At 65.0% G+C, this 26,771-nt stretch carries 19 protein-coding genes and 1 pseudogene; 10 read left to right on the forward strand and 10 right to left on the reverse strand.

Features of this window, described 5'->3' with window-relative positions; all coding sequences use genetic code 11:
• Positions 1-132: 132 nt before the first annotated feature.
• Positions 133-501 (reverse strand): nuclear transport factor 2 family protein, encoded by a 369-nt coding sequence (locus ACFU5O_RS31915; protein ID WP_384245737.1) that lies wholly within the window; start codon positions 499-501, stop codon positions 133-135.
• A gap of 70 nt (positions 502-571) precedes the next feature.
• On the opposite strand from ACFU5O_RS31915, the gene ACFU5O_RS31920 reads away from it, so the two are divergent.
• The 4 genes and pseudogenes from ACFU5O_RS31920 (at position 572) to ACFU5O_RS31935 (ending at position 6,664) form a co-directional block, all read left to right on the forward strand.
• The gene (locus ACFU5O_RS31920; RefSeq protein WP_384245739.1) at positions 572-1,447 is read left to right on the forward strand and encodes a LysR family transcriptional regulator; all 876 of its coding nucleotides are present in this window, start codon (positions 572-574) and stop codon (positions 1,445-1,447) included.
• A gap of 72 nt (positions 1,448-1,519) precedes the next feature.
• Positions 1,520-2,057 (forward strand): annotated as a pseudogene (locus tag ACFU5O_RS31925) (transposase); the annotation flags it as partial.
• Positions 2,058-4,757: 2,700 nt separating this feature from the next.
• Positions 4,758-5,972 (forward strand): ParA family protein, encoded by a 1,215-nt coding sequence (locus ACFU5O_RS31930; RefSeq protein WP_384245740.1) that lies wholly within the window; start codon positions 4,758-4,760, stop codon positions 5,970-5,972.
• A 2-nt stretch (positions 5,973-5,974) separates the two neighbouring features.
• Complete coding sequence (locus ACFU5O_RS31935) at positions 5,975-6,664, forward strand: hypothetical protein (protein WP_384245741.1); 690 nt, start codon at positions 5,975-5,977, stop codon at positions 6,662-6,664.
• Between the two features lie 113 nt (positions 6,665-6,777).
• Here the strand turns inward: ACFU5O_RS31935 and ACFU5O_RS31940 are convergent, their stop codons facing one another.
• From ACFU5O_RS31940 to ACFU5O_RS31950, 3 genes are all read right to left on the reverse strand, one after another.
• Entirely contained in the window at positions 6,778-7,815 is a 1,038-nt protein-coding gene (locus ACFU5O_RS31940) for a helix-turn-helix domain-containing protein (protein ID WP_384245743.1), read from the reverse strand.
• A 939-nt stretch (positions 7,816-8,754) separates the two neighbouring features.
• A complete protein-coding gene (locus ACFU5O_RS31945; RefSeq protein WP_384245744.1) occupies positions 8,755-9,558 on the reverse strand; it encodes a hypothetical protein in 804 nt (267 codons plus the stop codon).
• A 1,553-nt stretch (positions 9,559-11,111) separates the two neighbouring features.
• Entirely contained in the window at positions 11,112-11,861 is a 750-nt protein-coding gene (locus ACFU5O_RS31950) for a helix-turn-helix domain-containing protein (RefSeq protein WP_384245745.1), read from the reverse strand.
• A 342-nt stretch (positions 11,862-12,203) separates the two neighbouring features.
• On the opposite strand from ACFU5O_RS31950, the gene ACFU5O_RS31955 reads away from it, so the two are divergent.
• Positions 12,204-13,235: a helix-turn-helix domain-containing protein gene (locus ACFU5O_RS31955; protein WP_384245746.1), complete on the forward strand. Its 1,032-nt coding sequence runs from the start codon at positions 12,204-12,206 to the stop codon at positions 13,233-13,235.
• Between the two features lie 56 nt (positions 13,236-13,291).
• On the opposite strand, the gene ACFU5O_RS31960 is transcribed toward ACFU5O_RS31955, so the two are convergent.
• The 4 genes from ACFU5O_RS31960 to ACFU5O_RS31975 form a co-directional block, all read right to left on the reverse strand.
• Positions 13,292-14,095 (reverse strand): squalene/phytoene synthase family protein, encoded by an 804-nt coding sequence (locus tag ACFU5O_RS31960; RefSeq protein WP_384245748.1) that lies wholly within the window; start codon positions 14,093-14,095, stop codon positions 13,292-13,294.
• 132 nt (positions 14,096-14,227) lie between these two features.
• Positions 14,228-15,589 carry an NAD(P)/FAD-dependent oxidoreductase gene (locus tag ACFU5O_RS31965; protein WP_384245749.1) on the reverse strand — a complete coding sequence of 454 codons (1,362 nt, stop codon included), beginning with the start codon at positions 15,587-15,589 and terminating at the stop codon, positions 14,228-14,230.
• Between the two features lie 165 nt (positions 15,590-15,754).
• Entirely contained in the window at positions 15,755-17,032 is a 1,278-nt protein-coding gene (locus ACFU5O_RS31970; RefSeq protein ID WP_384245750.1) for an MAB_1171c family putative transporter, read from the reverse strand.
• The gene (locus ACFU5O_RS31975; RefSeq protein WP_384245751.1) at positions 17,025-17,462 is read right to left on the reverse strand and encodes a hypothetical protein; all 438 of its coding nucleotides are present in this window, start codon (positions 17,460-17,462) and stop codon (positions 17,025-17,027) included. Before ACFU5O_RS31975 ends, ACFU5O_RS31970 begins: the two co-directional genes overlap by 8 nt.
• Before the next feature lie 1,000 nt (positions 17,463-18,462).
• On the opposite strand from ACFU5O_RS31975, the gene ACFU5O_RS31980 reads away from it, so the two are divergent.
• Positions 18,463-19,452, forward strand: a complete 990-nt coding sequence (locus ACFU5O_RS31980) for a LuxR C-terminal-related transcriptional regulator (protein WP_384245752.1) — start codon at positions 18,463-18,465, stop codon at positions 19,450-19,452.
• Between the two features lie 118 nt (positions 19,453-19,570).
• On the opposite strand, the gene ACFU5O_RS31985 is transcribed toward ACFU5O_RS31980, so the two are convergent.
• Positions 19,571-20,356 (reverse strand): helix-turn-helix domain-containing protein, encoded by a 786-nt coding sequence (locus ACFU5O_RS31985; RefSeq protein WP_384245753.1) that lies wholly within the window; start codon positions 20,354-20,356, stop codon positions 19,571-19,573.
• A 528-nt stretch (positions 20,357-20,884) separates the two neighbouring features.
• Between ACFU5O_RS31985 and ACFU5O_RS31990 the strand changes: the two genes are divergently transcribed.
• The 4 genes from ACFU5O_RS31990 to ACFU5O_RS32005 all read left to right on the forward strand — a co-directional run bounded on the left by ACFU5O_RS31990 (position 20,885) and on the right by ACFU5O_RS32005 (position 25,709).
• Positions 20,885-22,096 (forward strand): hypothetical protein, encoded by a 1,212-nt coding sequence (locus ACFU5O_RS31990; protein ID WP_384245755.1) that lies wholly within the window; start codon positions 20,885-20,887, stop codon positions 22,094-22,096.
• 272 nt (positions 22,097-22,368) lie between these two features.
• The gene (locus ACFU5O_RS31995; RefSeq protein WP_384245757.1) at positions 22,369-23,061 is read left to right on the forward strand and encodes a hypothetical protein; all 693 of its coding nucleotides are present in this window, start codon (positions 22,369-22,371) and stop codon (positions 23,059-23,061) included.
• A gap of 2 nt (positions 23,062-23,063) precedes the next feature.
• Positions 23,064-23,363 carry a hypothetical protein gene (locus ACFU5O_RS32000; RefSeq protein WP_384245758.1) on the forward strand — a complete coding sequence of 100 codons (300 nt, stop codon included), beginning with the start codon at positions 23,064-23,066 and terminating at the stop codon, positions 23,361-23,363.
• A gap of 1,248 nt (positions 23,364-24,611) precedes the next feature.
• Entirely contained in the window at positions 24,612-25,709 is a 1,098-nt protein-coding gene (locus ACFU5O_RS32005) for a PQQ-binding-like beta-propeller repeat protein (protein WP_384245760.1), read from the forward strand.
• Positions 25,710-26,019: 310 nt separating this feature from the next.
• On the opposite strand, the gene ACFU5O_RS32010 is transcribed toward ACFU5O_RS32005, so the two are convergent.
• Positions 26,020-26,771: WD40 repeat domain-containing protein (locus ACFU5O_RS32010; RefSeq protein ID WP_384245761.1), on the reverse strand; the 752-nt coding region annotated here is incomplete at its 5' end.

Genomic DNA, 26,771 nt, shown 5'->3' on the forward strand with positions numbered 1-26,771 from the left:
CTCGTAACACCATCCGCCCAGCACCCGCCCCCCGAGCACCCGAACCACCCCGCCACCAGCATCTATACCCACTGAAAGCGGAATCCAGCACTAGGGCGCGTATCGAGTCTTGATTACTAGGGTTTGCCCCGCTCAGCTCTGCCTCTCGAATCCCGCCAGCAGTGCGCGGGGGTCGAAGGTCACCCGTATTCGGGTGACCTTCCCGTCGTCCACGTGCATCCAGTTCGCCGTCGGGGTGGGTGGCGCAACGCTTGTGTGCAGGTCGAACCAGGTGATCACTTCATCACCTTCCGCTACCCGCACCTTCACGTCGATCTTCTCCAGCACTTGGCCGAGCCCCTGCAGCCCGGCGAGCGCCGCCTCTGCCCCCGACGCCGTTCCCAGCGGTCCGACGAAGTCGACATTCTCGGCCAGCAACCCCCGCAAGGTATCGAAGCCTCCTGCCTCCCAGGCGGTGAAGTAGGCCTCGGCAAGCTCTCGCGCAGTCCTTGTCGTCGTCATGCCTCCATCCTCCAGCCATGCGATCCATCCGTCGAACAGATGAATCAGATGGTTCCTATCATTACTGGATATGGAGATGCATCAGCTGCGCTACTTCGCTGCGATCATGGACGAGGGCACCTTCACCGCTGCCGCGCATCGTCTGCACGTCAGCCAGTCCGGCATCAGCACTCAAGTGGCAAAGCTGGAGTCGGAACTGGGCCAGCAACTGCTCGACCGCTCCGGCCGTCAAATCCGCCTCACCCCGGCCGGTGAAGCCGTTCTCCCCCTTGCGAAAAACGCCCTTGCCACTTTTGAAGCCATCAAGCACACCGCCGCCGAGTTCGCCGATGCCGTCCGTGGCCGGGTCCGTCTCGGCATGATCATGGGCTGCTCGATCCCGGCCTTCCTCGACACCATCGCCGACCTTGGCCACACCCACCCCGGCATCGAGGTCAGCCTTCACGAGGGCTACTCCGACGACCTTCAGGCCCAGGTTCTTGCCAGCTCTCTCGACCTCGCCCTGATCGGCTACGCGGGCAGCGTCGCCCCAGGTCTGGAGGCGAGCATCGTCGTCGACGAGCCGATCACCGCTGCCGTCCCCGCCGGGCATCCCCTCGACCGGGCCGATTTGGACTTTAGCGACCTACGGGGCGAGAGGATTCTCTGCCTCTCCCCAGGCACCGGCATCCGCGCCGCCTACGAGGACTCCTGCCGCAGGATCGGCCTCGACCCACGCGTGGATATCGACGCCAGTTCTCCAGCCGCCCTGCTCCGCCTCGCTGAGCGCGGTGCGGGCGTCGCTGTCCTCAGCGCGTCCTCCACACAAGGCACCGGCCTGCAGACTGTCCCGCTCGCCAACGCTGTCACGCACGCCCGGCTCGGACTTATCACTCGCCGAGGTCAGCACTCCCCAGCCGCACAGCTCCTGCGAACCAGGCTCCTCGCCGCTCTGCAAGCCGGCTAGGCATGCATGCATCGAACGGTGATCAATCTGCGGACTCCCTCCGCTGGAGCTCGATCCGGTATGCCGGACCTCGTGACGCGAGCGCAACTGACGGAGGCAGAGTGGGAATTCATAGGTCCGTATCTGCCGATCGGCCCATGCGGACCATACCCCGCTCGGCTGCGGCAGCAGTTCGAGGGCGTGATCTGGCGGTTCAGAACCGGCGGGCAGTGGCGGGAGATACCAGCGGAGTTCGGCACCTGGCCAGTCGTCCACAACCGCTTCCGGCCGTGGCGCGACGCCGACGTCTTCGAAGCCCTGCTTGAGGGCCTGATCGCGGAAGCCGCGAAGCGGGGCGAGGCGGACCTGGCCCTGGTCAGCATCGACTCCACCACTGCGAGGACCCATCACGGCGCCGCCGGGATGCATCTGGACGAAAATGTCCTCACCGCTTTGGAGACGGCCGCCGCTGCGGCGGAGAAGGCCAAGTCAAAGGGGGCGGCCGCGACGAACAAACCGGACAGGAGCCGAAAGTGATCCCAAGCGCGAGGAGCGACGGCGCTTCCGGCGCCGACACAAACTCCGGCTGAAGGCCGCCCTGCTCGGGCGCTACAGAGGCGGACAGACCAGTGGCTGGGCTACGGCTCCGCTCACCTGACGTCCAACTATCAGGTGAGGTACTCAATCACAGTCGACCGGGACGCCCGACAGGCCACTCCCCGGCCTGGGAACCGCCCTTGAAGCCAGCAGAATGCCGCCTGACGGCCTAACAGGCGAAGGTGCAGGGATTCACACCACCTCACTGCTCCTGGGCGCTCTCGCGGGAAATGCGCAGGTCAGGCTGCCTGTGGAGCGCGCATTCTGAGGCCGCATGACGGACATAACGGTCGCCCTGCCGCGTCCTTCTGGAAGGGGGCCGCGAGTAAGTGTCACTCAGTTTCGCGCCCGTCAACTGCCAACGGGTGGCCGTGCAGCACGAGGGTTCCTGCCCTACTTGTGGCCGTCGTGCTGTGCGGCTATGGCGAATCGATTCCTGCCGTCCCAGGACGGAGTTGAGTACCAGCAGGCGTCGCGGGACGCCCGTGGCTGGCATGGCCGGCGACGCGCTTCCGACGGACTCCCCTGGGCGCATGAAGCCCATATGCAGATTCGGCCAAGGGCCCGACCAGCCGTCTCCGTGTGTGACTCGAGATACGAAGACCCTGACCCGTCGATGGTGCCAATGCTCAGGCGGCTCGCTGGATGGCATCACGCAGCAAGCGCGGTCACCACTCCCCCAGCGCTGGTGCGTTGTACGGCTCCCTCCAACGAGCTGGCGGATCACGCGACAGCGTCTGACGCCCGGCAGGCGCTTCGCCACCGAGTCATGAGCCGGCGAGCCGTGGCTCGCCCGCTGCAGGGAGGCGGGTGGTGGGGAGTCCGCGGCAGCTCCACGAGAAGGGGGGCGGCGACAAACGTTGGAATGGGCGGGCATGGGAGAGCAAGGGTCACCCGAGAGATCATTCGGTATTGAGTTCCAAGTGACCCGATACACGGGGCAGGCGGGCCGCCGGGGCCTGCAGACCCACGTTCGACGCCGACTTGCCGTTGCCCCGGAGCCGCTTGGGCTGGTCTGGTGGATTGGCAACCTCGCGCTCAGTTGGACATGCACCGTTCGATGCCGAATCTGGGCTGACCGGGCGCCCAGGTGCGGCAACGACTGGTACGAAGAGCCTTCGCGCTCTCAGTCCTCTCTCACTGAGCCGAACGACGCCGATGATCCTTCGCCCGATTCTGGCCCCTTCGCTTGCGCAGTACGGCTCCACGGATACCACTGCCTTTCCGACTGCCTGCGGGGCGTACTCAAAGCAAGGCAGACTCCGGTGCAGAGGGGGGTGAGATACCACTACCTGGCGGTCAGGAGCCGTGGTGGTACTGAGCCAAATCTGGAAGCACGAGAGCGCCTCTTCGCTTCACGACAGTACCGATCGACTCACCTCATCGGTCCCGTCAAGGGTACGAGCTGGACAGCCCACGGTTCACGCTGTCGAAGGACCTATCGGGGGCTCCGTCTCGTTACGTGGGCCACAAGGTCTTCCCTGGACATCACCTGCCGAGCGTCCCTGCGTTCCAAAGGTCCCCGAGCACGATCAGGGTGCGCCGGCCGCTGCGCGAACGCCCTGTACGGCCGTCTGGGGGCCTTTCTCGTGCCCCGGAAGGGAATCACCCCCACTCACTCATTGCAGAGCCGCTCGTCGCGTTTCCGCAGGTCAGAGGCCTTTCTGTGCGATGCGCATAAGTGGCAAACGGGGCGATTTTGGCCTGGCGGCTGGTTCCGTGGAGATGAGGTCTTCTTTGTATCTCCATGCTTAGCAAAGCAAGTTGAGAACCATGTGCTACGTCACGTGGAGAACTGTGTCTAGCACCTGGGGCAAAGATGAGGTGCACACTGGCCTTTAGCATTTGGTGCAGCGCCAGCTACGGCTGTATGGAAGACGTATGTAGCGTACCAGTGGCTAACGTGCTTGGTAACAGTAGTGGAGCAAGTGGTGATCCATCCTGGCGATGCTGGAATGAACCCGCTTCGTTAACATCATGATGAACATGCTTGTAAGCAACATAGTCAACAGCGCTGTTGACAACATGTTTCAACGACTTTCTCGATGTTGTGTGCCCACGTTGACGAACCTTCGTTTAAGGCAACAGTGGTGATAACCAGTCATACGTGCTTGTCCAAAGTAACTGTGCTGGTACTGAGTAAGTCGGGGAAGTCATCGTTGATGTCTAACGTTTAAAACGTTAGCACTCAAGCCATTGAGTCTATGGTTGTGCGTTCCTTGATGATGGGCGTGCAGCCAGCAAGCTCAGCATAAGGATGCAAGGCTGACTCACACCAGGACTAGATGTCTGGTAGCACATGATTCGAGACTCACGTGTGAGTTGCTGGCTGCAACAACGTCCAACAAGCTAGTGAGCCACTGTGTTAACACCTCGCCTAGCCATGGATTGAGCACGGAGACGTCAAGTACGTCAGGCACCAGGTGTCAACTAGAGCACTGGCGTATGACTGGCTCAACTGATCGAGCCCCGGAGACACCGGGGGCAACCAAGTGGGCTAGTGATGTGTCTTGCACGACCGTAAGCGAGGCATGGAAACACACGCTCCACGGGGCAGGGAGCAAGGGGTAGTGCAAGAAGGTCTGAAGGAAGTCATGCAAGAAGCAACGCAGGATGTTTGCGCAGGTCATGACCTATGGAGCTGCATCAAAGTGCTCATGAAAGGATGCACGCGAAGGGAAGCGCAGGGTGACACCCGATGGAGTCACCGCGTCTGCAGGGATGGCATCCAAGTGTGAGCACAGTCCTGAGAGATGACCAGCTGTCAAGGCTGCTGTCATCGTGTGACCGCCAGGGTGGTACGTCTAGGTTCACTGAGGGGGTCAACGAGAGCCTTCGCGTGTTGCTGTTCTGCTGGAGTGATCGTCATGATTCAATGCCTCTTGCGCATGGTCGTGATGCCCCTAGCTCCAGGAGGCACGTCGGATCGGTGCGTGGAGCGGAACCGCTCCAGACCCGAGCGGAGGATGACGAGTTGAGCGTGGCCCCAGCCGTTGAGTTGACGGAGTACGACAGTGACTATCCAGTCGAGGTGCCCTGGCTGGACCTCTGGCACATCTTTGTCATCGCCAATGACAAGGGCGGTGCTGGTAAGACCTCGACCGTGGCCAACCTTGCCCTCATGATGCTCAAGAAGCTCCAGAGGGGAGACCCTGAGCGAGGCGTTCCCGCTGACCCCGATGCGCGGGTGCTTGTCATCGACCTCAACGCCCAGGGCAATCTCACGGTCCACGAGTTCGGGGCCACGCCTGAGCAGAACGACCAAGGTAAGGCGCTCTACCACGCGCTCAGGGACGGCTCTCCGCTCAAGCCAGTGACAGTCCGCCCGGGGCTCGACCTCGTTCCTGGTGGGGGAGAGTGGCTGAAGGACGACGTCGCTTCCCTGTACCGCCGACTCAGGGACAGGTACGACTCAAACGCGGACCTTCGGCTGCTCCAGTGCCTGCTGCCTATTGCAGGCGACTACGACTACATCTTCATTGACACACCGCCTGAGAACCCCCCTCTCCAGCGACTTGCCATGGGTGCCGGCCGCTGGATCATCACGCCGTCGAAGACTGACAGGGGCTCGCTCGATGGCGTGAAGGGCATGAGTGAGCAGTTCAGGAAGGTTACGAAGGTTAACCCTCTCCTCACTCTCCTCGGTGTCGTTCTTTTTGCGACAGGACGCAAGTCCACCCAGATCCATCAGAAGGCTGAGGCCCGCCTTCGAGAGATCCTTGGTCCGTCCTACTACAAGTTCAGGACGAACATCGGACACAGCGAGGCCGTCGCACAGGAGTCCAGGGACATAGAGGGAGAGCCGCTGGTCGCGCTGTTCGACAGGGCTGAAGGCGGCGACAACAGCCTTCCCGACACAGTTCGAGCGGTTCATGAGGACTACCTCGCCCTGACCGATGAGGTAGTCGAACGTTCGGCTGCGATCAAGCAGCAAATTGAGGAGTCCTGACGATGGCGACCGAAACAGATACTTCCGCGGGCGGAGAGAAGAAGGAAGAGCTCTTCCCGGTGCCGTCGCTGTCTGCACTGAGTGGGTTGAGTGGCCGGAAGCAGCGTAAGCCAGCACAGGACCGCGAAGCTGAAATCGAAGCGGTCAAGGCAGATGCGGGGGAGGGCACCAGGCCCGCCGGGCAGCCACTGGACGATGAGATCCGCCACGAAGTTGATGAGGCTCCCATTCCCCGGGCTAGGAGGCGACGGCCTAAGGCCACCACCCGCCAGCCGGCTCAGCCCACGGAGGCGGACACCCTTCCAGTAACCTTTCAGGTCTCAGAAGGGGTACGGCGCCGTCTGGACAGGACTCAGGCCCAAGTGCTGACGAACGAGCGCAAGCGCAAAGGGCACCTGGACATCATCCTGGAGTCGCTCGACGCGGCCGCGCAGGCGGGCTGGGACGTGGTCATCAAAGCCTCGGTCCCGGAGCGACCGAAAACACGATTCGGCAGTAGCCGACCCCTGAAGGACCGCGACTATGCCGGAACCGGCTCGCAGAGCCTGTACACCCGGATGACCCCCGAGCTGGTCGAGGAGCTCGACAGGGCGGTCGAAGAGGCCAAGGTGCCGGATCGGAACAAGCTCGTGGCCATGTGCCTCAACTGGCATCTGCCTGGCCGCAGCGACAAGCCTTCCGGCACCTCCTGAGGGAAACCGAGCTAGAGGGGGGTGGGTTCTTCGCTGTGGCGGAGAACCCGCCTTCTGTGCGTATCGGGGGGATGACGTGCCAGGAATCCCCGGTACTTCAGGCTGACCTAGTATCAGGCGGCACAGGTCCCAGACACTCTTTCCACTGGCTCAGGCACCCTTTTTCTATCCCCTACCGCACATATGTCGTGCCAGATCCAACGGCCGTCGGAGGCCACGTACAGGCCGTCCACGACCTCGCCCGTGCGAGGATCAACGACACAGCCGTCAGCCCGGACATGTTCGGTCTGAGCCACGGCTGGGTGCGCGCTCTGCATCGCGGGACGCCGACGCTCGGCGAGACGGACCTGTTCAAGACGCCAGTACGCTCGTTCCGCCTCGTGGCGGGTCCTCCGACGCTGCCCCACCCCCCATGTGCCCAGTCGCCGCGCGGCGTCGTCCCACCCTGAAACGGGATCAGCACACGCAGCAGTTTGCACGCCGATGCCCTCGAGCGCAGCGGGGGAGAGGTGGTACAGCTCGCCTTGCCGCGTGACCAGCCCAAGGCTCTGGAGCTTCACCGCCTGGCGGTAGACAGTCGCGCGGGACACCGACGCGGTGCCCTGGAGCTCCTCGATCGCTTGGCCATCGCGCTCTGCCAGCGCGGCGAGGATTGTCAGGCCGCTGCCGCCCAGGCCGCGGTGGGCGAAAGCGTCGCGATGCATGACCTCTGATGCGGCTCGGGAACTGATGTCGGCTTCTGCCGCGCGCCGTCTCTTCGTTGGGCCACTCATGACCCCCCCAGCCTCTGGCCCTTCGTGGGTGGCCCAGAGCTGAGACAGCGGCTGGGATGTGCGGGATATGAGCATCCAGCGCGCGCCCTCGGTAGGGGATCCGTGGTCGAGCTGTCGCAGCAGCTTGGCCTCCAGGAGGCGCTGGTTCGAGTTGTGCGCAGTGGTTCGGCTGCATCCCATGCGCTCGGCAAGCTCGCGCTCCGACACAGTGTGGTCCCAACGGCCTGACTGGCCGCAGATGTCCGTGCGGGCGATGAGGTTGCGCAGGTCGGTCTTTCCTGCAATTCCCTTCCAAGCCGTGCGCTCGAGTCGCGCGCGGAAGGCGGCGAGGGCTACCTGAAAGTCCTGGCGTGAGGCAATGGGGTCACTGGCCTGCACGTGCCTCTGTGCACCTTCCCAGGCCCGCTGAAGCCATGCAGCTGCTCGGTCGTACCCGCGGCGCTGCTGGAGCCTGCGAGGGTGCTGGCCGGCCTTGTATGGCCCGTCGAGGAGGACTTGGACGAACGATGCGCGGTCCCATCCGACGCGAACCGCGTCCGCTGCCAGCGCGCGGGTGATTGCCCAGGCATGGTCTGAAGAGGGCGTGTTCTTTCCGCCCCGTTGCCGATTCCCGGCCGTGTAGGCGGCGTCCCGGTCACCGTACAAGAGAAGCTGGTGCATACGCCTGGACAGGGGTGGAAGGGAGGCCAGGAGGCCGGTGCGCCGTTGCGCCGGGAAGCTTCGTTGAGCGAACGGCGGAACGTGAGGCAGTGTGGCGTGATAGTTCACGTTTACACCGACCTCATCCATGCTGGCGTAGTCCAAGGCGTACGCGGAGCGCGGGCCATGGACGTGCGGCAGCAAGCGCGGAGACGACCACCTCCTGGCGAACTAGGCAGGACTGGGTGACAAGCAGCAGCACATTGCTGCATCATGAACGCGATCCATTCCCGTTGTTGTGGAACCTCGAAGCCCCCTGGCAGGGGTTTCGAGTTCCGGAGTGGGAGTGATTTCGCCCCGGCCTCTAACGGGCATCGGGGACTCGCTCGACCGGCACGTCGGGCGATAGCAAGTGGCCAACCGAAGAGGTGGTAGCTCACCCCATCCGGTGGACGGCCAGGCCAAAAGGCGTCGGCAGCGCCTGAGGCCTTCCAGGGAGGTCAGCTCATAGGGCGCTCCCAGGGACGATCTGATCCACGTCAGCAGCCACGTCGACCTCCTCGGGTGGGTGTGGCCTGCAACAAAGGTCAACGTGCGCTAGCGCGTCGGCAGCGTGCGGATCGGGCGCCAGAAGGGCTACCTCAACCCAGCCTCACCGGTTTGACGCCGAGGTGTCGTTCATGCCGCATGGGGCGCAGAAACCCCCGTGCGCGTGACGACAACGGACCTTTCAACCGCAACATGGACGGCGTTCAGCAGAAGCCGGCCATATGCCACGAGAGGAGCGCCCTGGGAATCCCGCGGTGACAGAATGCTCACCGCACCAACGACTCGAGGCTCCGCGCCCGGATACGCCGGAGCGCCGGGCAGCCGCCGGAGAGGGACTGACACCAAGTCCCAACCTGGAAGGGGAGACTCAGACCGAGCGAGCTGAGCCGATCGGATCCGGCGTAGGTCATCTCGCAGGTCACTGTCCTCGCCCGCGAGGTTGGCCAGGATAACCAGGCCAGCAGCGTCGGAATCCAGCGGAGCCTGCCGCAGTCCGTCGACGGCCTCCGGGGTTATCGCCAGCTCCTGGCGGAAGAGCGTGTCGTAGGCGCCAGCGGCGCCGATGCACAGTCGCTCGCCCCCCACGGGCGTATAGGTGTGCAGCAGCACCACTTGCTTGGTGCGCCGGTGGACTTCCTGAAGAAGAACAGGCGCGTCGAACAACGGAGTCTCGGTGGGGGACACGAGACCCGGAGTCCCGGTCATCTCTGCCGTCGTGGCACGCAGTTCGTAGTACCCCCGGCGGGGACGGTGAACGAGGTCGGCCGCCATCAACTGATTGAGCCGGCGCTGAACTTCAGACCTGCTCACCGTGCTGCGTGCCGCGATCATCTGGAACCGATGGGCACCGGGGCCCAGCTGCAGCAGTGCGTGGAGCACAGCGAATGTCATGCCACGCTTGTGCTGTTGAGGGGTCTGCGACGGCTCGTCCACGGTTCCTCCCGGGCAGGTTCGAATCAGCACCTCGGCCGCGGCGCGCGGTGCTGGGGTCCGAACAAGATCTCTACCCGGGGGATGGGCAGCTTGGCCAGGAAAAGGGGCTTCCTGGAAAGGGGGCTTCCGGTGACACCTCGTAATGCTGTGTTATGGGTTTGACATAGTGCACGGTGGTAACTGCGTATTTGATGTAGCTGTGAGTGCTGACAGGCGGGCTAAATCTTCACGACTTGCACTCTGCGAATTATCGACAAGTCGTCAGCTGTGCTGCACTTCCCAGAGGATGACGCCTGGAGCTACAGGCATTCGCGACATTCGGTAAGTCTCGCAATTGCGGCCTGATCGGTAGCGGACCCGCTACGTGGGGGCTTCCCACTGGCACCGGAAGTCGTGCGCGGCCTTGGAAGCGGGGAGGCATGCGCGCTAGGACGTTCCAGGGGATCGCGCTGCAGTTGACCTACAGGACCCCATCCAAGGGTCCTTCCCCCGCCGTGCCGGCTCCGGTACGCGCCGCGCGCGGCATTCGTCTGTCCGATGTGCGGCTCGGCGTCGAGGGCTGGCTTGTGACAACGATGACTGCGCGCAGATGACTTCGCCGAGCAGTTCAACGGGCTGACCAGCCGCTACGGACCGCCCACCCTTGTTGCCGGCTCGGCCGCTGACCCCGGGAACCCCAGCCCCCCGATGCCGGGGTTCCAGCCGCTCACGTGACCCCCGCGCAGACGCCGCCCGGGGTGGTCCAGATGTTGAACTCGCGACATTCTCGGCCGGGGCAGTGCCAACACGAACGCCTCATCTCGTTCCGGGAGGGCGCAGGTCTGGGTGGCTCATTCGCATCAGGGCAGGAGCTATCGGCGTCTGCCCAGTCCGGGCAGGCCGCCGGGCACGACGTGTACGCCGCTCCCCGGGAGAGCGCGCCTCTGCGTGGCAAGCTTCGGTTTCATCGACTCAGGTAGATCCCAAGCCGACTTGGGTCGAGGCGGGGGCGCTTCCGAATCTTTCTGTCTGGACTTTCTCCCCTTCCCCTGCTTGGGTTTCGCCTGCTTGGGCGGGGCTGGAGGAGCAACGAAGATCTGCTCCGGAATCGGTGGCCGGTCCTGTCGGCCGCGTGGGGGAGGAGCGGGTGCAGAGCTGAACATGAATCCCCCTCTGTGGGCAGCGCGAGTGGGGGCTATCCATAGTGCTCCGCCTCGCGTTGACCTACAAGCGGGTGCGCAAGGAGGAGCACTTGAGCGAGTGCCACGGGCTGGAGCCCTATTCCCACGGCCGCGGCCTCGTGTACGGGGCGCGTGCTCTCGGTACCGGCAGCGGCTGAATCTAGCGCTCGCCCATCGAGGTGGGGCGGCAGATGGCGAAGCGGGCGCATGGCGCTCTGCTTCGAGGGACGGAACGGTTGTCCCTAGCGCCGGTCCGCGCAGAGAGTGAGAGAGCCTCTTGCGAGACGCGGCGAAACCCAACTCGTCCGCGAACGGATTCGGCCTACCGTTGCTACGGTGCTTCGCCTGTTTCCGCCTCAATGCGAGGCTCGCCCTTGTCTCGGAAACTTCTGCTCAGAGACCGGCCCGCGACGGACTGGCAGGCGGATCGGTGTCGTCCCGCACTAGGCCGAGCAGGTCCTTGATCAAGGGGATGACCCGTCGCCTGCTTTTCGACGGCAGGGATTTCACACTGTTGGCGAGCTCGCGAACTTCGGCGTCATCTTCGCTGTCGCGTTCCTCTGACTGGGTCAGCGCGACCGTAAGCGCGGCGCGCAGCTCCTGCCCGAGTTCTGTGGCCTCTCCACCGGAACCGCTGCTCCGCATGGCCAACTGCGAGATGCCCTTGCCCTGGAGCAGGGCAAACAGGTTCAACTGCGCATGGATGGGGTGTAGCGCCCGCGCAAGTGCCTGTGACTCGGAGGCCGTGAAGAAGCCGGCTGGCACCTGGAAGAACTTCTCCAGCTGGTCGCTGACCTTCAAGGTCGGACTGCGTTCACCCTTCAGGAGAAAGTGAACCTGCCCGCCGGAGACACCGGCGGCGGTGCCGAGCTCATTCAGGGTGTACTCCTTCCCGTTAGGTTTGCGTCGGGTATCCCGGAGGAAGGCCAGCCGGGTTCTGAACACCTGGTCCAGGCTTTCGGTGCCTGGCGCCGCCCCGTTCAACAGCGCGAGAACACGGTCAGCCGTGATGCCTGTCTGGTGTGAGATGTGGGCAATTTCAATCACGCTGCGGTCGAGGCCCACCAGGGGGAGCAGCTCATCGATCGCCTGAATGACCGCTGCAAGATCATCCGCCTGTGCTTCGTCGGGGGCGGCAACCATAGCCGGGCTATCTCCAGACTGATCGGCGGTGGGGCTGGCCGCTTCCAAGCGAGCCGGATCCGACATTAGCGGCAGGAGCGTGCCGTGTCACGGCCCCCCAGTCACACCTGTAGAAGCCGCACAGCTCGCGGCGACCTGCACCGCAGGAATTTATACAGCTGTTGACATCCTGAGGTGCCTGCATCAGTATCGGACGCATCGTTGATCGCCTGGTGTCATTCCCGACCGGTGGCACATGAGCGCTCATACTGCGCTCACGTCGGAACGTCCTGCCCGTTGCGATACTCGCGGTCGATGTCTGAAGTGGACGGACCGATGCGTCACGCTACGGGGGACCTGCCGATGGTGAATCAGCTGCTGGATCGCCGCTCCTACTCACAGGGCCTGCTCCGCGAGCACGTCGAGGGGCGTATCCCGGGAACTCGGCTGACGGAGTTGCCCACCGCGTTGCCTACGAGAGCCGTCTCACGACCAGCGACAGAGCTGTCGCGGGACCCAGAAGAACTCGCCGCCGAGATCCACGCCAGGAGGCTGCAGGACTGGGTCAAAGGACGCCGTGAAAAGCTCGACCTGAGCCAGCAGGATGTGGCAGACCGACTCGCGATGAGCGGCCGAGCCTACGGAAACTGGGAGAGGGGAAGGGTCCGGGAATGGACCGATACGAAGCTTTTCGCGCTCGCGGCAGCGCTGGAGATGACCGAGTTCCAGACTGCGCGGCTCTTCTGGCTCGCCGTCGGTCGTACACCTCAACCCGAGCTGCGCATGGCGCCCGCGGGGAGCCGTCCTGCGGATGAGGCCACTACGGCATTCCTCAAAGACTATCGCCGCATGATGGCCTCGCTCTCACTCCCCACATTCCTCATCGACTACCGGTGGAACGTCAAGACGGCGAACGAGGCATACGTCGCTCTCTTCAGCCAGGTCAGAACCCATCAAGCCACGATGCCCACAGACAACTTCCTGAGGTTCGGTCTCTTCCACCCCGACGCACCCACGCTTCTGGCCGACCACAAGTCGTGGCAGCTGTCGATGCTGGCACAACTCTCCGGCAGCCTGGAACGGTACGACCAAGATCCAACGCTGCAGGCGATCCGTCGCGAGGTCTACCTGGATCCAGCTCTGACCGAGGCCTACGACGAAGAAATGCCGGAGTGGGTGCTGGAAGCCGGCACTGACCTCGTGCACAACGGCGACACAGTTCGGTCCCTGCGCCACCCCGATCCACATGTAGGCCTGCAGGCGTGCCGTCTCGTCGAGGAGACTCCACGACCCCTGCAGGCCCTTGGGCTGACCCGAATCACCCTGGTCCTGACGGACCTGCCCGAGGAGTTGCCGCCGGCCCTCAAAGGTCCTAGCGATCTCCACTTGGCGTAGGCCACTGCTGCGCTCCGGCTGGGTATCGTGAAGATCGATACACTCCCATTGTCCGGCTAGCCTGTCGGCTGACGTGCGTTGTGGGCAGAGCGGTACGCACGGACCAGCAACCCAAGAGCCGCGGCAACTGGCTTGTCCGGTGGCTTCCGAGCGACGGACGAACCTGCCTTCTCGACCGCGTCCAACCGCAGCAGCTGCAGGCGTACGAGCGCCGTCATGAAGTGCCTGTTCTCCGACTCCACCAAGTCCGCAAGGCGCTGTGCAACCACCAGCCCCGGCCGTGCGAGGGCCACTTGGTTCCTGATGAGGTCACCGACGCGCCCCAAGGCATCCGACCGCTCCAGGTCCGCGCGAGTCACCCTGCACTCGGCGAGAGCCTCATACGGGATGCCAAGGCGCCCGGCACGCAGGTCATCGGCGAGATCCTCCAGGAAATCGAGTCGCTGGCTCGACTCGATGAAGGTCCGACATTCAGCACGGTACTCATCCGCATGCGGGGGCGTCTCAAGCAGACAGGCGATGATCATGAAGGCGGGGTGAGAGTACGCGTCGACGTAGCGCCGGAAGGCGTCGTCCGTTTCAAATCCCTCCCATTGCACTTCCGCTGGCGCGCCGGCGAGGAAGCGCTGGACGTGCTCGGCCAGCTGAGGGTGCCGACTGGCGGTATCGATCAGCGTTCGCAGAACCGGCTCGTCTGCTGAGCCGCTGGCGAAGGCGCCCTTCACCTGCCGGTCCCAGGTGCCGAGTGACTCGAGACGCTCATCGAGAGATCCCTGATCGATGAGGTTGTCGCTGTAGTGCATGAACGCGGTAGCCGCGATGACGTCAGGAACGATGGCGGCAGGCAGTAGCAGCCGCACAGCTATGTACTCGGCGCGGGCAAAGCGGGCGACCAGGCGGCGCTGCTCGGTGTGGTCCCTGCGCAGCGAGGGATCGGTGATGCCGGCTTGGTCGAGGGTTCGAGACCACGTTGGCAGGACAGCTCATCTCCTTCAGGTCAGGGGCGGTGTTGCCCGGACTCTCGGCGGCCGGACCGTGGCGCGCGCGGCCCGAAGCAGAAGCGAAGGCCGAGTCAGTGCTCTTGGGTGCTCGCGCATGTGCACTACGTCCATAAAGGCCTTGTTGACGAGCGGATCGATCACAGAGGCCGCTGTTATTTTGTCGCCTGCCCAGCGGAGGAGACGGTACCCACGGGGGGACGGGCCCTTCACGTGCGGCTGCGCGAGGTCGGCGGTCGCCGAAACCTGCCAGGCGGCATCGACCACGACCCCCGCCCGGCGGAAGTAGCCCCAAGCCGCTTGGTGTGGGGACACCCCGCTTCGCAGATGAGCGAACAGGGACGAAGCCTGAAGGGCGGCCAGAGTGAGGCCCTGACCGTAGATCGGGTTTACCGAGGCCACTGAGTCGCCGACCGCTACCAGGCCACCCGGAAAGCGAGCCAAGTCCATAAAGTTCCGGCGCTGGCTCTCACGGAAGTGAAAGGTGTGGACATCGCCGTCCATGACGCATTCGTTCGCGACTGATCGAATGGGGGCGACACACCGCCGCATGCGTGCCAGAAACTCATCGGGATCGGCGCTCGGCCGGTAGTCCGCGTAGCCGGCGAGCACCACGCTCCAGCGATTCCCTTCGACCGCGGCCAGTGCCCCCGGCTCACAGATAGTCGGCTGGTACGCGCTGGCCGGGCCTGGGGTCGAGTGAGCGATGACCGCAGGAGGCGGCTGGCTCGCAGGACGATGGAATGTCGCGGTGGCGTATCCGAGGTCAATCCTCATACGGTCCACGGGCGGCGCGTCCCAGCCGGTGTCGTCCAGCCAGGAGCTCAACCGGCTGGCACGACCCATCGCGTCAACGACGAGATCGGCACCCAGCTCGCAGTCGGCCGCGCGAACGGAGGAGTGACCATCTCTGGTCGTGAAACGCACACCGGAGACGCGACTGCCGGTGAACCTGATCCCCGTGGCAAGGCCGACACGCCAGACAACGTTCGGCAGACCAACGACGCGTTGTCGGACATGGTTTTCGATGAGAGGCCGCGTCGCGCCGATCATGAGAGAGTCGGGCACCGGAGGCTTGAGGGTGCCATCCACGTAGAACTGGACCGCGTCGCCGGTGCCCACCTGCGCACCGGCCGTAAGGAGATTCCTGGTGATGCCGGGGAACCAACGCTCCAGCTGCGCATGGCCCATGGAGAGCAACGCATGGAGCTGCTGCCGGTGCGGCGCACCGCGGCCGAGGCCTGCGCCTAACAGCTCGTCCGGTTCGAGGATGACAACCTCGTCCACGAATTCACTGACGACCCGGGCAGCGAGCAGGCCAGCGAAACTCCCGCCCATGACGATTGCGCGTCGCACACGAACCCCCCACGCCGGTCTCCGACTCGGCGCTGAGTTGTGCCGAAGCCCTGATCTCAACTGCTCTGCAGATGGTGGTGGCGCGGGCCATCCTGCCGCCACCATCTCGAGCTGTGACATGTTCGGGCACATCGTAGTCATGCGGTCATGAGCCGCGACGGGCGGCTACGCCTCTGCGGGTGTGCGAGTACGCCGCACCTCCTGCAGCGCTGCCGATACCAGAGGATGTGTGAGCGCACGCGCCACCCGCAGAAGCCGCTCACGCTCGTCCGCGGCCGCAGTGTCCTCACCCGGGAGGACCCCGCCCTGACCATGTGGGGTCTGAGGCCGGCCAGAGACGTTCTGCATCCCACCTTCTCTCCGGCTGGCCTGCAGGTGCTCGGCGGCATCCCGCAGGGCAGCAGCCGTTGCGATGGCCTGAAGCTCTTGCTCCGAGCGCACCTCCACATACGCAGAACGAGTGGGCTGCGGGGCCGCGGCCAGCGCGTACACCGCTTGAGGTGCCTGCGCAGTCACCCAGGGCCGAAGAGCACGCATCCCATCGAGGATCTCAATCACACGCCGGTGCAAGTTGAAGGTCACGTTCGTAGCCAGACGGTGGCTTCGAGCACTCGTCGCGCTGAAGGCAAGCTCGGGATCGACTCCTGCGACAACAAGGTCCCACAACGGTTGGAGCGCCCTGATGTCACGGCGTTCACGCATCCATGCACTGGCCGCTCCTCCAGACAATCCATAGCTGGCGATCAGAGCTCCGGTGGAACCGAAGGACGATCCAAGAACGCCGACCTGGTCGAGGGCGTGGTTGCCCGCAGCAGCGAGCGTGATCGCCGGGACGCTGCAGACGACGTAGCCGAAGACGAACAGCATGGCGATGCCGAACGCGCGGACCGCATGCTGCAGGCGCTGGTCCGGAAGACGCATCCGTTGACACTGGCGATATGTGCTCAAGGTCCCACAAGTGAGGGTAGACAGAAAGACGGCCAGAAACACGAGCACGACGGGTTCTTGCGCGTTGTTCGTATTGAACCTGAGAGGATCTGCAGCTGTGGACAGGTCGGCCATGGAGAAGGTGACAACCATGAGCACGGCCGCGAAGCCGTACGCGACGGTCCAGACTGTGAGGCGCCCGCGCAACGAAAGTCGCCCTCTGCGTAGCCGCGGGTTCCACAGGATTGTTAGAGCGTGAGTGTATGCGAAGCACCACAAGATACCCACGTAGACAGGCAGTGTCGCGAAGCTGGGCTCCCCTGCGAAAGCCCCAACGACACGGTAGCCCCAAGGGGATGCCAGCACGTAGACCACCGCAGAGCACAGGAACAGCGATGTGGTCAAGCCCAGCGTGAGAGTAGAGTCACGCCGAAACGCAAGTGCCTTCCAGATGGCGATCGAGAGAGACATCACTGCGATGATCAGGTAGACCACATTGGAGAGGCCCTCAGACACCGGACCTCCTGTGCGTCAGCGCCGAAGTGAGGGAGCCGTTCTTGTTCTGATCCCGTCGCAGCTCAAGGTGCCGCTGGAGCATCACGGTGGCGAATGCCTCGGCTCGCCGCTCGTGCGCGCTGTCATAGTGCGATCGGGTCAGGACCTGAAGCACAGGCCCGGGCTTGAGCCCTGGTAGAAGCTGGCGCACGACGGTCTCAGTCATCGGCTGGTCCGGTGCCTCCTCCGATGGGTGCTCCTCCCACAGATGCCACAGCTCGTGGAGCTCCGCGTGGAGGCGTGTGAGTTCATTCGCCCTCGAGTCGACCACGATGTAGTCGCGGTCCTCGCCGCGGGCACAGAACGCGGACACCTCGGGAGGCAGGGGCGCCGCAGTGACAGTGATGGGCTTGTTGCGCTTCCGCGCGACCGCGTCAATGAGGCCCTGCATGTCTCGAACTCCGGACAGCCCCAGGTCACGACGGATGAGCCGTGTGGTCGACCATGTGGCTAGCAGAATCGCCACTTGCTCCTTGATCGAGGCCCACAGCGATCGGGGCGGCCGATGCTCATGACCGCCGTCGAGCGGTCCTTGAGGAGGGCTTGACCTGCCCTGGGCTCGACGGTATCGGCGAAGGTTCTCGAACATGATTGAGTAGTGGCCTATCTCCGGAGCTTCCTGGGCCAAACGATCCTCAGGGGTCCCTCGGTCGCGGTCGAAAGCCCAGCTGCCTCGTGCTTCCCAGTAGTGTGGGCGGAACTGCACCACCCGGCGAACGCGCTCAACGCGGTCAGGCCGATGCCCACCTGGCCATGGACAACCGTCGTGCGACGGTCGACGTGTCCCAAGTCTCGAGCCCAGGATGCAGACTCTCTCGCATCTGACTATGCGGACCGACGACCTCAGACGCATCGGTCCCTCGTCCGCCGGCGAAGCCTGGCTGCGCAGGAACGGCTACGCCGACGGCGAGTCCGGGCAACGAGCGTCAGTGCGCATGGCGGCTGTAAATCAGCCCCAGTTCGGATCACCAGGAGCCAGAACAGGGCCGGTACCCCAGTTCGGGTCTCGCTCCGCCTTTGCGATCGCTACGTCAGAGCGCCCCCAGTTCGGGTCTCCCAGGGACGCTGCACTGCCGTCAGCTACACCGTAAAGCAGCGCAGCCGCGGCAGCTCCAGCGCTGGCTGCGATGATGCGTCTCAGAATCTTCATGGCTCCCTCTTCTCGCGAAGATGCGAAAGAACGTGCGAAACGGGTTGTTGCTCGACCAGCCTGTCGATCACTCAGATACGGAAAAGCGTTCCCCCGTCCAGCGACACTCCAGAGCGTCTACCGCTCGCCATCACCGCGTGAGCGGTGGCTCACTACGCGTAGCCTCCATGGTCAACCTCCCTCCGGACAAGCTAAAACGGTTGCGTACAGGCGAAGTTCGGCAAGCCGCAAGGGGGCAGAAGTGGCGGAAAGTGGCGAAGTGTCAGATACGCGGGGCTCGGCGGAGCTGAGTGATGCCGCTCGCGAGCTCTACGACCATGGATTGGCTCAACAGGGAAACCTCCACGTTCCACCGAACCAGCCCGGACTGCACGAACTGCTGGCGGCCGGGTTCGCAGTACGCAACGCCTGGGCAGAAGACACGTACCTTCTCGAGGACCCACATCACGTGTTGCAGACCCACGTGCAACGCGAGGTGGAGAACATCAACAACGCTGTCGCACGGATACGCAGCGCAAGGGACCTCATCGCCACCCTTCCTCAACAGCAGGCCTCCGGCGAAACGGGCATCCAGTACCTGGACAACAAGGACCTGGCCAACGCAGAGATCACCAAAGCACTCGCCAGAGTCCGCAAGGAGGTCTGGACAGCTCATCCTCATGATCGCGACAAGAAGGTCATGCTGGCCACGGTGAAAGGGGACTCGGAACGCCTTGAGCGAGGCATCGCACTGCGAACCATCTACCTCGACAGCGCACGATCGCGAAAGTGGCAGGCGGACTGGGCTGCAGCAGTCACAAAGCGAGGAGCCGAGGTACGCACGCTACCCGGCGGCTTCCTCCGTATGGTCATGGTCGACGATGTATTCGCCCTCGTCCCAGACAACCGACCCGGACACTTCAGCCGCGTCACAGCATGGAAAGTGACGCATCCAGGCATGCTCGCAATCCTGAGGGCCTACTACGAACAGCAGTGGGCACGCGCCGAACCCTGGATGGGAGGCCACATGAGACCCACCCAAGGGTCCGTGACCACACAGGTGCAGCGGACAATCCTGCGCGACATGAGCGCCGGCAAGTCACAAGCACAAATAGCCGATCGCATGCGCGTCAGCGTAAAGACAGTCCAGAACCACCTAAGCGCCCTCTACAACACCCTCGGTATCACGCCCGGTGACGCCTTCCGCCTCGGCGAGTTCTGGCGGAGCACCGAAGAACGATTTCTCCCATAGTGCTTCGTCCAGGAGAACCGGTTCTGCACCGCTCTCGTGAAGGACTGACTGACCGTGCCAGCGGTTTGTGGTGGGACGTCTCGGTCGCACCAAGCCAGCTGGCACGTCGCTCACCCACTCAGCTGGCCATCCTCATCTGCCCACTACCCAACTCACAGCGCGCGCTCAAACGCGCAGCGCACGACAACGCCGCCGCCGCATACTCCCGACGGTTGCGCTCCATCTGCGGGCGCAGCCCCATGACCACCAAAGAGCCGTACACGATAGACCCCCGCCATAGGGGCACGCCCAGCATCTTCCAGTCGGCCAAAGGAGCCTGGGTCATCACATACCCCTCCGAGCGGATCTCCCGCATCAGGTGGCTCTGAGGAGCCCCATCAAGATGCGACAGGATCGCCAGACCAGCAGCATCCGCCGTGAGCGGCGCGTAGCGCAGCGCCACCTTTGTGTCAGCGCCGGAGTGATTGAACGCCGCCTGGAAGTCGCTACGACGCCCATAGGCGTGATCGAGCATCAAACGCCCAGGCGTGTCGTCAATCATCACCGCGCCAAACGCCATAGCCACCTGCGCCGTCTGCCGCTGAAGCACCGTCGTCTCGCGGTCGAGCGCGCTGTCATGGGGGAGATTCAGGTGAACGCTCGCGTCCGGACGGTGGTTGGCGACATCAGTCGCGATGCCATAGCGGCCCGGAGCCCTATAGATCAGGTGCTTGGCCTCCACGCCGGCACGGAGGATGCGGTGCACGGTCGACTTGGTGACTCCTGACTCGTCAATGATGCGCCGCAGCGGGTGCAGTCCCGGCCCCATGCCGTTCAAAGTTTGGAGAACGAGATAGACACGAGCGTGTGCGTTCATGCCGTCGTCTACTGTGCCGAGTGCCCCGACGGGGTCGGAGTCGATCACTGACAGTCCCTCCTCGTAGGCTCGCGCGGGACTTGCTCCCGCCTCACGGGGCCCGCCAGGCACATCTCTACATTGCAAAACGGAACTTGTGGAGGAACTGCCCTTTCCAGGAACGGCCTCTTCCGGCCGCCCATCAGGTTTATGACCACTAGCCGTAGTGACCTCAGCCACACGGTAAAAGTCAAGGTCAGCGCCGCCTCTCGCACCCCCGGCAATCCCAAACGACGACAGCGTGAGAGTTCGCATCCCCGCTACCGAACAGGAAGCGGACCTGGGACCCAGACCCAGCCCATCCACCCTGCGGCCTGCAGAGACATCTCGCGCTCCCAAGGTGAGGACGGCGTCCCGCCACAAGCAATCGGCAATTGAGAGCACGTCCCGCTACGTGACACCCCAAGCACGACCCGACCGCCGCCAGGGACCAGGAGCACGACGCCGTTGCCCCACCCCGACTCCACAGGGAAGGTGACCACAGCATCTACCTACACCAACGAGCAAACCATCAACCGATCACAGTGGAGCACCCACGTGAAGACCCATACCTCCCGACGGGACGACCACAGACCTCCTGGGCATCTCGTCGTCATCGGCAGCGGGCCGCGGGAAGAGTGGGAGCATGCCATGGGGCGTCTAGCAGAAGGCGGGCCACTGCTCCTGATCGACGAGAAGCCCCCCAGCTGGCAGCGGAGGTACATCGCAGGCTGCCGCACGGCCAACCTGGCCAACCTCCACGAAGTCCGCGAAGCTGCACGGAAGCTCTCCATCGAACACCACCTGGCAGGAGTGCTCACCTTCCACCCCGCACATGCCCGAGCCGCTGCGCTCGTGCGACAGGACTTCAACCTGCCCGGGCCGTCTCCGGCAACACTCGAGACAACCACAATGCGGCACCGTACTGCTGACATCCTCGCCAGGGCCGGAGTCGCCAGCAGCGGAGCCCTGCATGCAGACAGCTACAACGAGGCACTGGAAGCCGCGCATCGGTTCGGCTTTCCCGTGGTGTGCAAGCCGGCTTCACCACGCAAGCGGTACGCGGCCCGGCTGGTGGACAGCCTCCCAGCCCTCGCCGCAGCCTTTTCCTCGGCCACGGCGACCACCTGGCCAGGAACAGGCACTGTCATCGAGCCATGGATCGCCGGTATCGAAGCGACTGCCTACACCCTCGGCACTCCGTCCCGAACCCGCCTTGTCGCGGTCTCGCACGCGACGTTCGATCCTGTGGCGGAACCTGCCCTGCTCCCGCTTGAGGTGGTCATCGACGCCGACGACCTATGCGCGCCGGGGATCGAGGACATCGCCTGCCTGTCTCTCGCCGCGATCGGACACCAGTCAGGCCTGGCGCAGATCCGGCTGCGTATCACGGCGACTGGTCCCCTCGTCATCTCCGTCACGACACACCTGACGGATCCGCTGCTGGGCGCACTCATACACCAGGTCACGGGCATCGACCTCATCGCAGCCAGCGGAAACTATGCACGTGGCTGCCCGACTGAGACCGAGGGCTACCGCCTCGGTGCCACGGCAGTGCGCTTCCTCCAGGTCGCACAGTCGTCCGATGTGAGGTCTGTGCATGTGCCGGCATGTCGCAACGTCACGCCGTACGCACATCTCGAGCACTATGCCGCTCCAAGGCCGGTTGGTCCCGTGCGCAGGAGCGGACACCTCCAGGCATCAGGGACGGACTACCAGCAATGCGTGGCTCGCCTTCAGACCGCCGTGGGCGAACTGCGGGCGTCCTGATTCTCCTGCTGAGACTGAGCGGCTGACGTCGCCCTCCAGCACCCCCTCAGACGCTACCGGCGAAGTGCCGTCATCGATCACCCAGGGCTCGATCACGAACCCGACGATCTCACAGGCGGATCTGAACTACAGCGCCGAGTTGCGGAGGTTGCATACCGACGACTCACGGTGGGACCGCCGGTGGGGCCGATCCAGATGACCCCGCTGCCGGCCGTCCGGGAACCAGCAGGAGCCCGGACGCTCCGTTCGAAGCGTCCAGGAGTTGAGGCGTCGTGCCGAAGAAGACCAGTTCCGCTGACCGAACGTGGGGAGAACTGCTGCCCACGGCGCGCCCGCTGAGCCAGATGTACGCCGCGGCCAGCCACGGCTGCCAGGATGAAGGCCTGCCTCCTGTGCGGTTCCTCCGCCAGCCGGGCTGGTTGGGCCGGGCGCGTATCTCGGGCGAGGAGGTCGACCCCTGCGACGTCCAGGCAGGCCGTACACAGGTTGCTGCCTGGCACTCCGCGCACATCGCCCATGGCGGCAAGCTCCCTGCCCGGAATGAATACTTCGGGCTTCCCGAGGACCTGCTCGACCCGGACGACGACACAGCTCTGGGCAGGGCTGTGGCCGCGATCAGCCATCTGCCGGTGGTGTTTCTGACCGGCCTCTACGAGGGCGAACAGGGTCTCTCACGCACCAGGGACGACTACTGGGGCCGAGAAGACGACTGGTCGATCATCGAGGCCTACGTACGCCTCGGCATCCTTCCCCCTGCGCGTCTGCTGTCTCTGCCCATCAAGTCGGACCTACCGCGTTCTCCAAAGCTGACCGCTTACCTGATGGCGGCCTACGTGCGGGCGGCCTGCCACCAGGCTGTCGGGCATCTGCGCTCCGAGGCCAGGATGGCTCAGCGCACGTTGGCCCAGTTGAGGTCGGCGGACGTCTCTGTGTCGACTGGCGCCGACGCTCCGACGGAGCGTTGACCATGTCCACGCAAGCCGAACGGGGTCAGCTCGCAGAGATCCTGTTCCGCGAGTTCGACGCCTATGCAACGGCCCTCACCCAGCACGGCCAGGACTGGACCCAGGCCTGGCCCCGTCATGCGGAGCCATGGCCGACCAGCACCGAACTCGCCCGGCTGCACGAACGGTTCCTCCTCGCCCAAGAGGCCGCACGTGCCGTTGGCGTCGACCTGACCGACCAAGAGATCACCCAGCAGTACCGAGAGCGGCTCGAGTACCGCCGCAACTTCCCCAACGGCATGCCCAGCCTCACCGGCCCGTAGCCGGGCCGCCCCGGCCCCGGCCCCACTCGCGGACCGGGGCCGCGAGCCGCGCCGCGACCTCAGCACCGCGCGGGCGCTGACCGCACCGCCGCCCCGGTTCCGGGCCTGCCCGCGGAGCTGCCGCATCTCCAGGCCGGGTATCCCCGGCGTCTGCTTCCTTGTGGTCCCAGCCCGGCTCCGGGCCAAGGTGCCGGTACGCCTTCTGGTCCGCCGTGATGATGAGGAGAGATCACTGATGCTGATGACGATGCGCGCCGCGCGTGCCGCCTGACCCGGACTCACCCGCCGGGAATCCGGCACTGCTACCCGTGGATGAGAGGCACGGTCTACGAGTCGGATCCGTCCGCGCCGCTGGCAGGAATCTACGGCCGCGGCCGCCCGGCGCCCTGGCTATTAGTCTTCCAGCTCGCGCCGTATCTGGCGCGCAAGGCGGACGTGGACCGAGTACCGGCCTGGGCGCACCCGCGCCACCTGACACGCATGGCCAAGCGGTACGCCGCCCGCCCCAGGGCTGCCGATAGCCCTGCCACTACACACCAGGGGCCCTGGCCCGTGCGACCACCAGCACGGGCCCCGGGCCCTTCCCGTGGTTCCGTCCTCCCGCTCCCGGCCCGAGGCCTACTGATTTCCCGCACCCGCATCGGGGCCCGTCGTGGAGGCCGCGGCGGGCCCGGCGTGTTTTTCGCCTTGCCTGTCGGCCTGGTGAGGACCGACGGAAGGCGTGTACCTATGAAACAGGCCGTGTCACACCCGTAGTCCAGCGCTGCTGCGTGGAGCGTGCCGTGACCCTGGCTTGCCCCCGGCGCCTTCCGCAGCCAGCGGTCAACAAACCGTGAGTCTCGTTCGAGAACCTCGAAACCGCAGGTCCCAAGGTGAGGGCGTTACGCACGGCGGAAGGCGGGACGCAGCGGTAGAGGCAGGGGCCAGGTGCCAGGGCAGCCGAAAGCGTCCGTCCCCTCGACGCACAGAGTGCCCCGCACAGCGGCCAGATCTGAATGGTCAGAGTGAGAATCGAACTACAGTCATGGTCACCATCCTTGAGGACCACGAGACGGGGGAGCTCGAATGCGCTCGGCGAACAGGACGCTGCGATGTGCCGCTGCCGCGGCGGGCGTGACGCTGGCAGCAACGACGCTGGTCGCCTGCAGCGAGGACGGCGGCTCGATAGACGCAAAGTCACCCAAGACATCTGCGACACCGTCCCAGGCGACTAGCGGGAAGCCCAGCCGGAGAGCCGTCGACCCACCCGTGCGGTTCGCCGAGACCCGGATCGAACTGTCGAGCGCCGATCAGCCCAGTACGAGCAGTGGGGGAGCGACGAGGCCGGCAGTCACGCTCGCCGACGGAGTTGCCTACGTCGCCGCCGAAGACGGGCTCGAGGCGATCGACACGCAGACCGGTGAGCCCAGGTGGGAAGCGGGGACAAAGAACGCTGCCGAGTTAGGCGGTTTCGGCAGTCCTCGTGCCGCTCCGCTCGTGGTCGAAACTGGCGGTGGGACGACCGTGTACGCCGCCTGGGACAGGGTGGTGAAAGGGAAGGGAACAGCCCCGTCCCGACCGGTGATCGAAGTGCTCGCAGTCGACACAGCTACCGGCAAGAGCACGTGGTCGGCCGACATCCCGGCTGCTCCCAGCGCCACCGGGCTGGCTGCGGACCCTATCGGCGCCGACGAAATTCTCGCGCCGCAGATCATCGGAGTCGACGCGGAGACGGTGGTGGTCGCAGCGGCCGACACCACGTATGCGGTCGACCGCGCCGCAGGCACGGTGCGCTGGAAGAAGGCCGACTTCCGTGCCGTCGTGCTGGCCGGCGGAATCGTCGCGGGCGGCGAGGAGCTGACGCCCATCGACGGCAGGCTCGCGGGATTCGCGGCGGCCACAGGCAAGCGGCGCTGGACGATCCGCGATACCTGGCAGCCGGCCTCCGCTGGACCGAAACTGCTGACCGCAGAGCACGGGGACAAGCAGCTCATCGTTGACGCCGCCACCGGCACGCAGCGCGCCGTCCTGACCGGATCCGACTGGCAGTGCCGCCACGACGCGCAATCCCTGGTCCTGTGCTCCAGGTACCGGAGCGTGTCAGGGCCCGGGATCATCGTGTTCGATGCCGCCACGCTCAAGAAACTGTGGGCCCTGCCCGATGACTCTGGCCGAGTCGTGCCGAAGGTCAACGGCTTCTGGCATGGCGCCGTCTACGGCCAGATGACGGACGACTCCGTGGTCCTGGACGGCAAGACCGGCCAGGATCGCGAGACATCTCCTGGCGCAACACCATTCGAAATCGACCAGTACGGCGGCCTGGTGGACCGCATGGGCCCCCCAGTCTTCTATCGCGCGACCGGCTGACCAGAACCCCAGACACCCACCTGCGCGCAAAACAGGCGAGCTGCTCCAGACTCGGCGCACTGTGGGGTCGAAGCGGACCTACCTCACGGGCTTGGGCGGTTGAACTGACACGGGCTGGTGGAGGTGAGGCCCGGATGATGAATCTCGGCAGCCACTTCGTTACCTCACGAGCTCATGGCCTCGGTCAGCCCTGATGCGTCGGGATGGTCGCCAGCGCCGACCGGGTTGTCCGGCCCCCCGAATCGGGCCATGTCACGGCACCCGCCCGGTCCTTCGAGGTCGGCGGGTAGCGGCGGTGGCTGTCTGCTGATCAGTATGGCTTTCGAGGGGGGCGGCGGCTGAAGACCGCTACGTCGCGGCCCATACCCAGTACAAGGTCTCCCTCCAGCGTGAGGGCGATGGCACGAGGCTCGGGTGCTGCCAGGAGTACAGCGGGCTCGCCGGTCCGCAGGTTCCATACCCGCACTGTCCCGTCGCCGCTGCCCGTCAAGGCGACTGGAGTGCCGTTCAGGGTGGTGCAGGCCACCGCGTATACCGCCCGGTCGTAGCCGGTGAGGGACTGGCCGAGCTGGGTGCCGGAAGCCAGATCCCACACCCGCACCGTCCCGTCGTCGCTGCCGCTCACCGCGACCGGGGTGCCGTCCAGGGTCATGCACGGCACCGCGGACACCACGCCGATGTGGCCGGTGAGGGGCTGGCCGAGTGGGGTGCCGGAGACCAGATCCCACACCCGCACTGTGCTGTCGCTGCTGCCGGTCACCGCGACCGGGGTGCCGTCCAGGGTCGTGCAGGCGACCGCGGACACCCCGCCGGTGTGGCCGGTGAGGGGCTGGCCGAGTGGGGTGCCGGAAGCCAGATCCCACACCCGCACTGTCCTGTCGTGGCTGCCGGTCACCGCGACCGGGGTTCCGTCCAGGGTCGTGCACGCCACCGCGGACACCCCGCCGGTGTGGCCGGTGAGGGGCTGGCCGAGTGGGGTGCCGGAGACCAGATCCCACACCCGCGCCGTCCCATCACGGCTGCCGGTCACCGCGACCGGGGCGCCGTCCAGGGTCGTGCACG

This window comes from Streptomyces sp. NPDC057445, from assembly GCF_042802855.1.
In the GTDB taxonomy this organism is placed as follows: Bacteria; Actinomycetota; Actinomycetes; order Streptomycetales; family Streptomycetaceae; genus Streptomyces.

Coding starts and splice junctions, on each gene's coding strand:
- ACFU5O_RS31915 (WP_384245737.1), bottom strand. CDS start 501: ATGACGACGACAAGGACTGCGCGAGAGCTTGCCGAGGCCTACTTCACC.
- ACFU5O_RS31920 (WP_384245739.1), top strand. CDS start 572: ATGGAGATGCATCAGCTGCGCTACTTCGCTGCGATCATGGACGAGGGC.
- ACFU5O_RS31935 (WP_384245741.1), top strand. CDS start 5,975: ATGGCGACCGAAACAGATACTTCCGCGGGCGGAGAGAAGAAGGAAGAG.
- ACFU5O_RS31950 (WP_384245745.1), bottom strand. CDS start 11,861: ATGGTTGCCGCCCCCGACGAAGCACAGGCGGATGATCTTGCAGCGGTC.
- ACFU5O_RS31955 (WP_384245746.1), top strand. CDS start 12,204: ATGGTGAATCAGCTGCTGGATCGCCGCTCCTACTCACAGGGCCTGCTC.
- ACFU5O_RS31975 (WP_384245751.1), bottom strand. CDS start 17,462: ATGCAGGGCCTCATTGACGCGGTCGCGCGGAAGCGCAACAAGCCCATC.
- ACFU5O_RS32000 (WP_384245758.1), top strand. CDS start 23,064: ATGTCCACGCAAGCCGAACGGGGTCAGCTCGCAGAGATCCTGTTCCGC.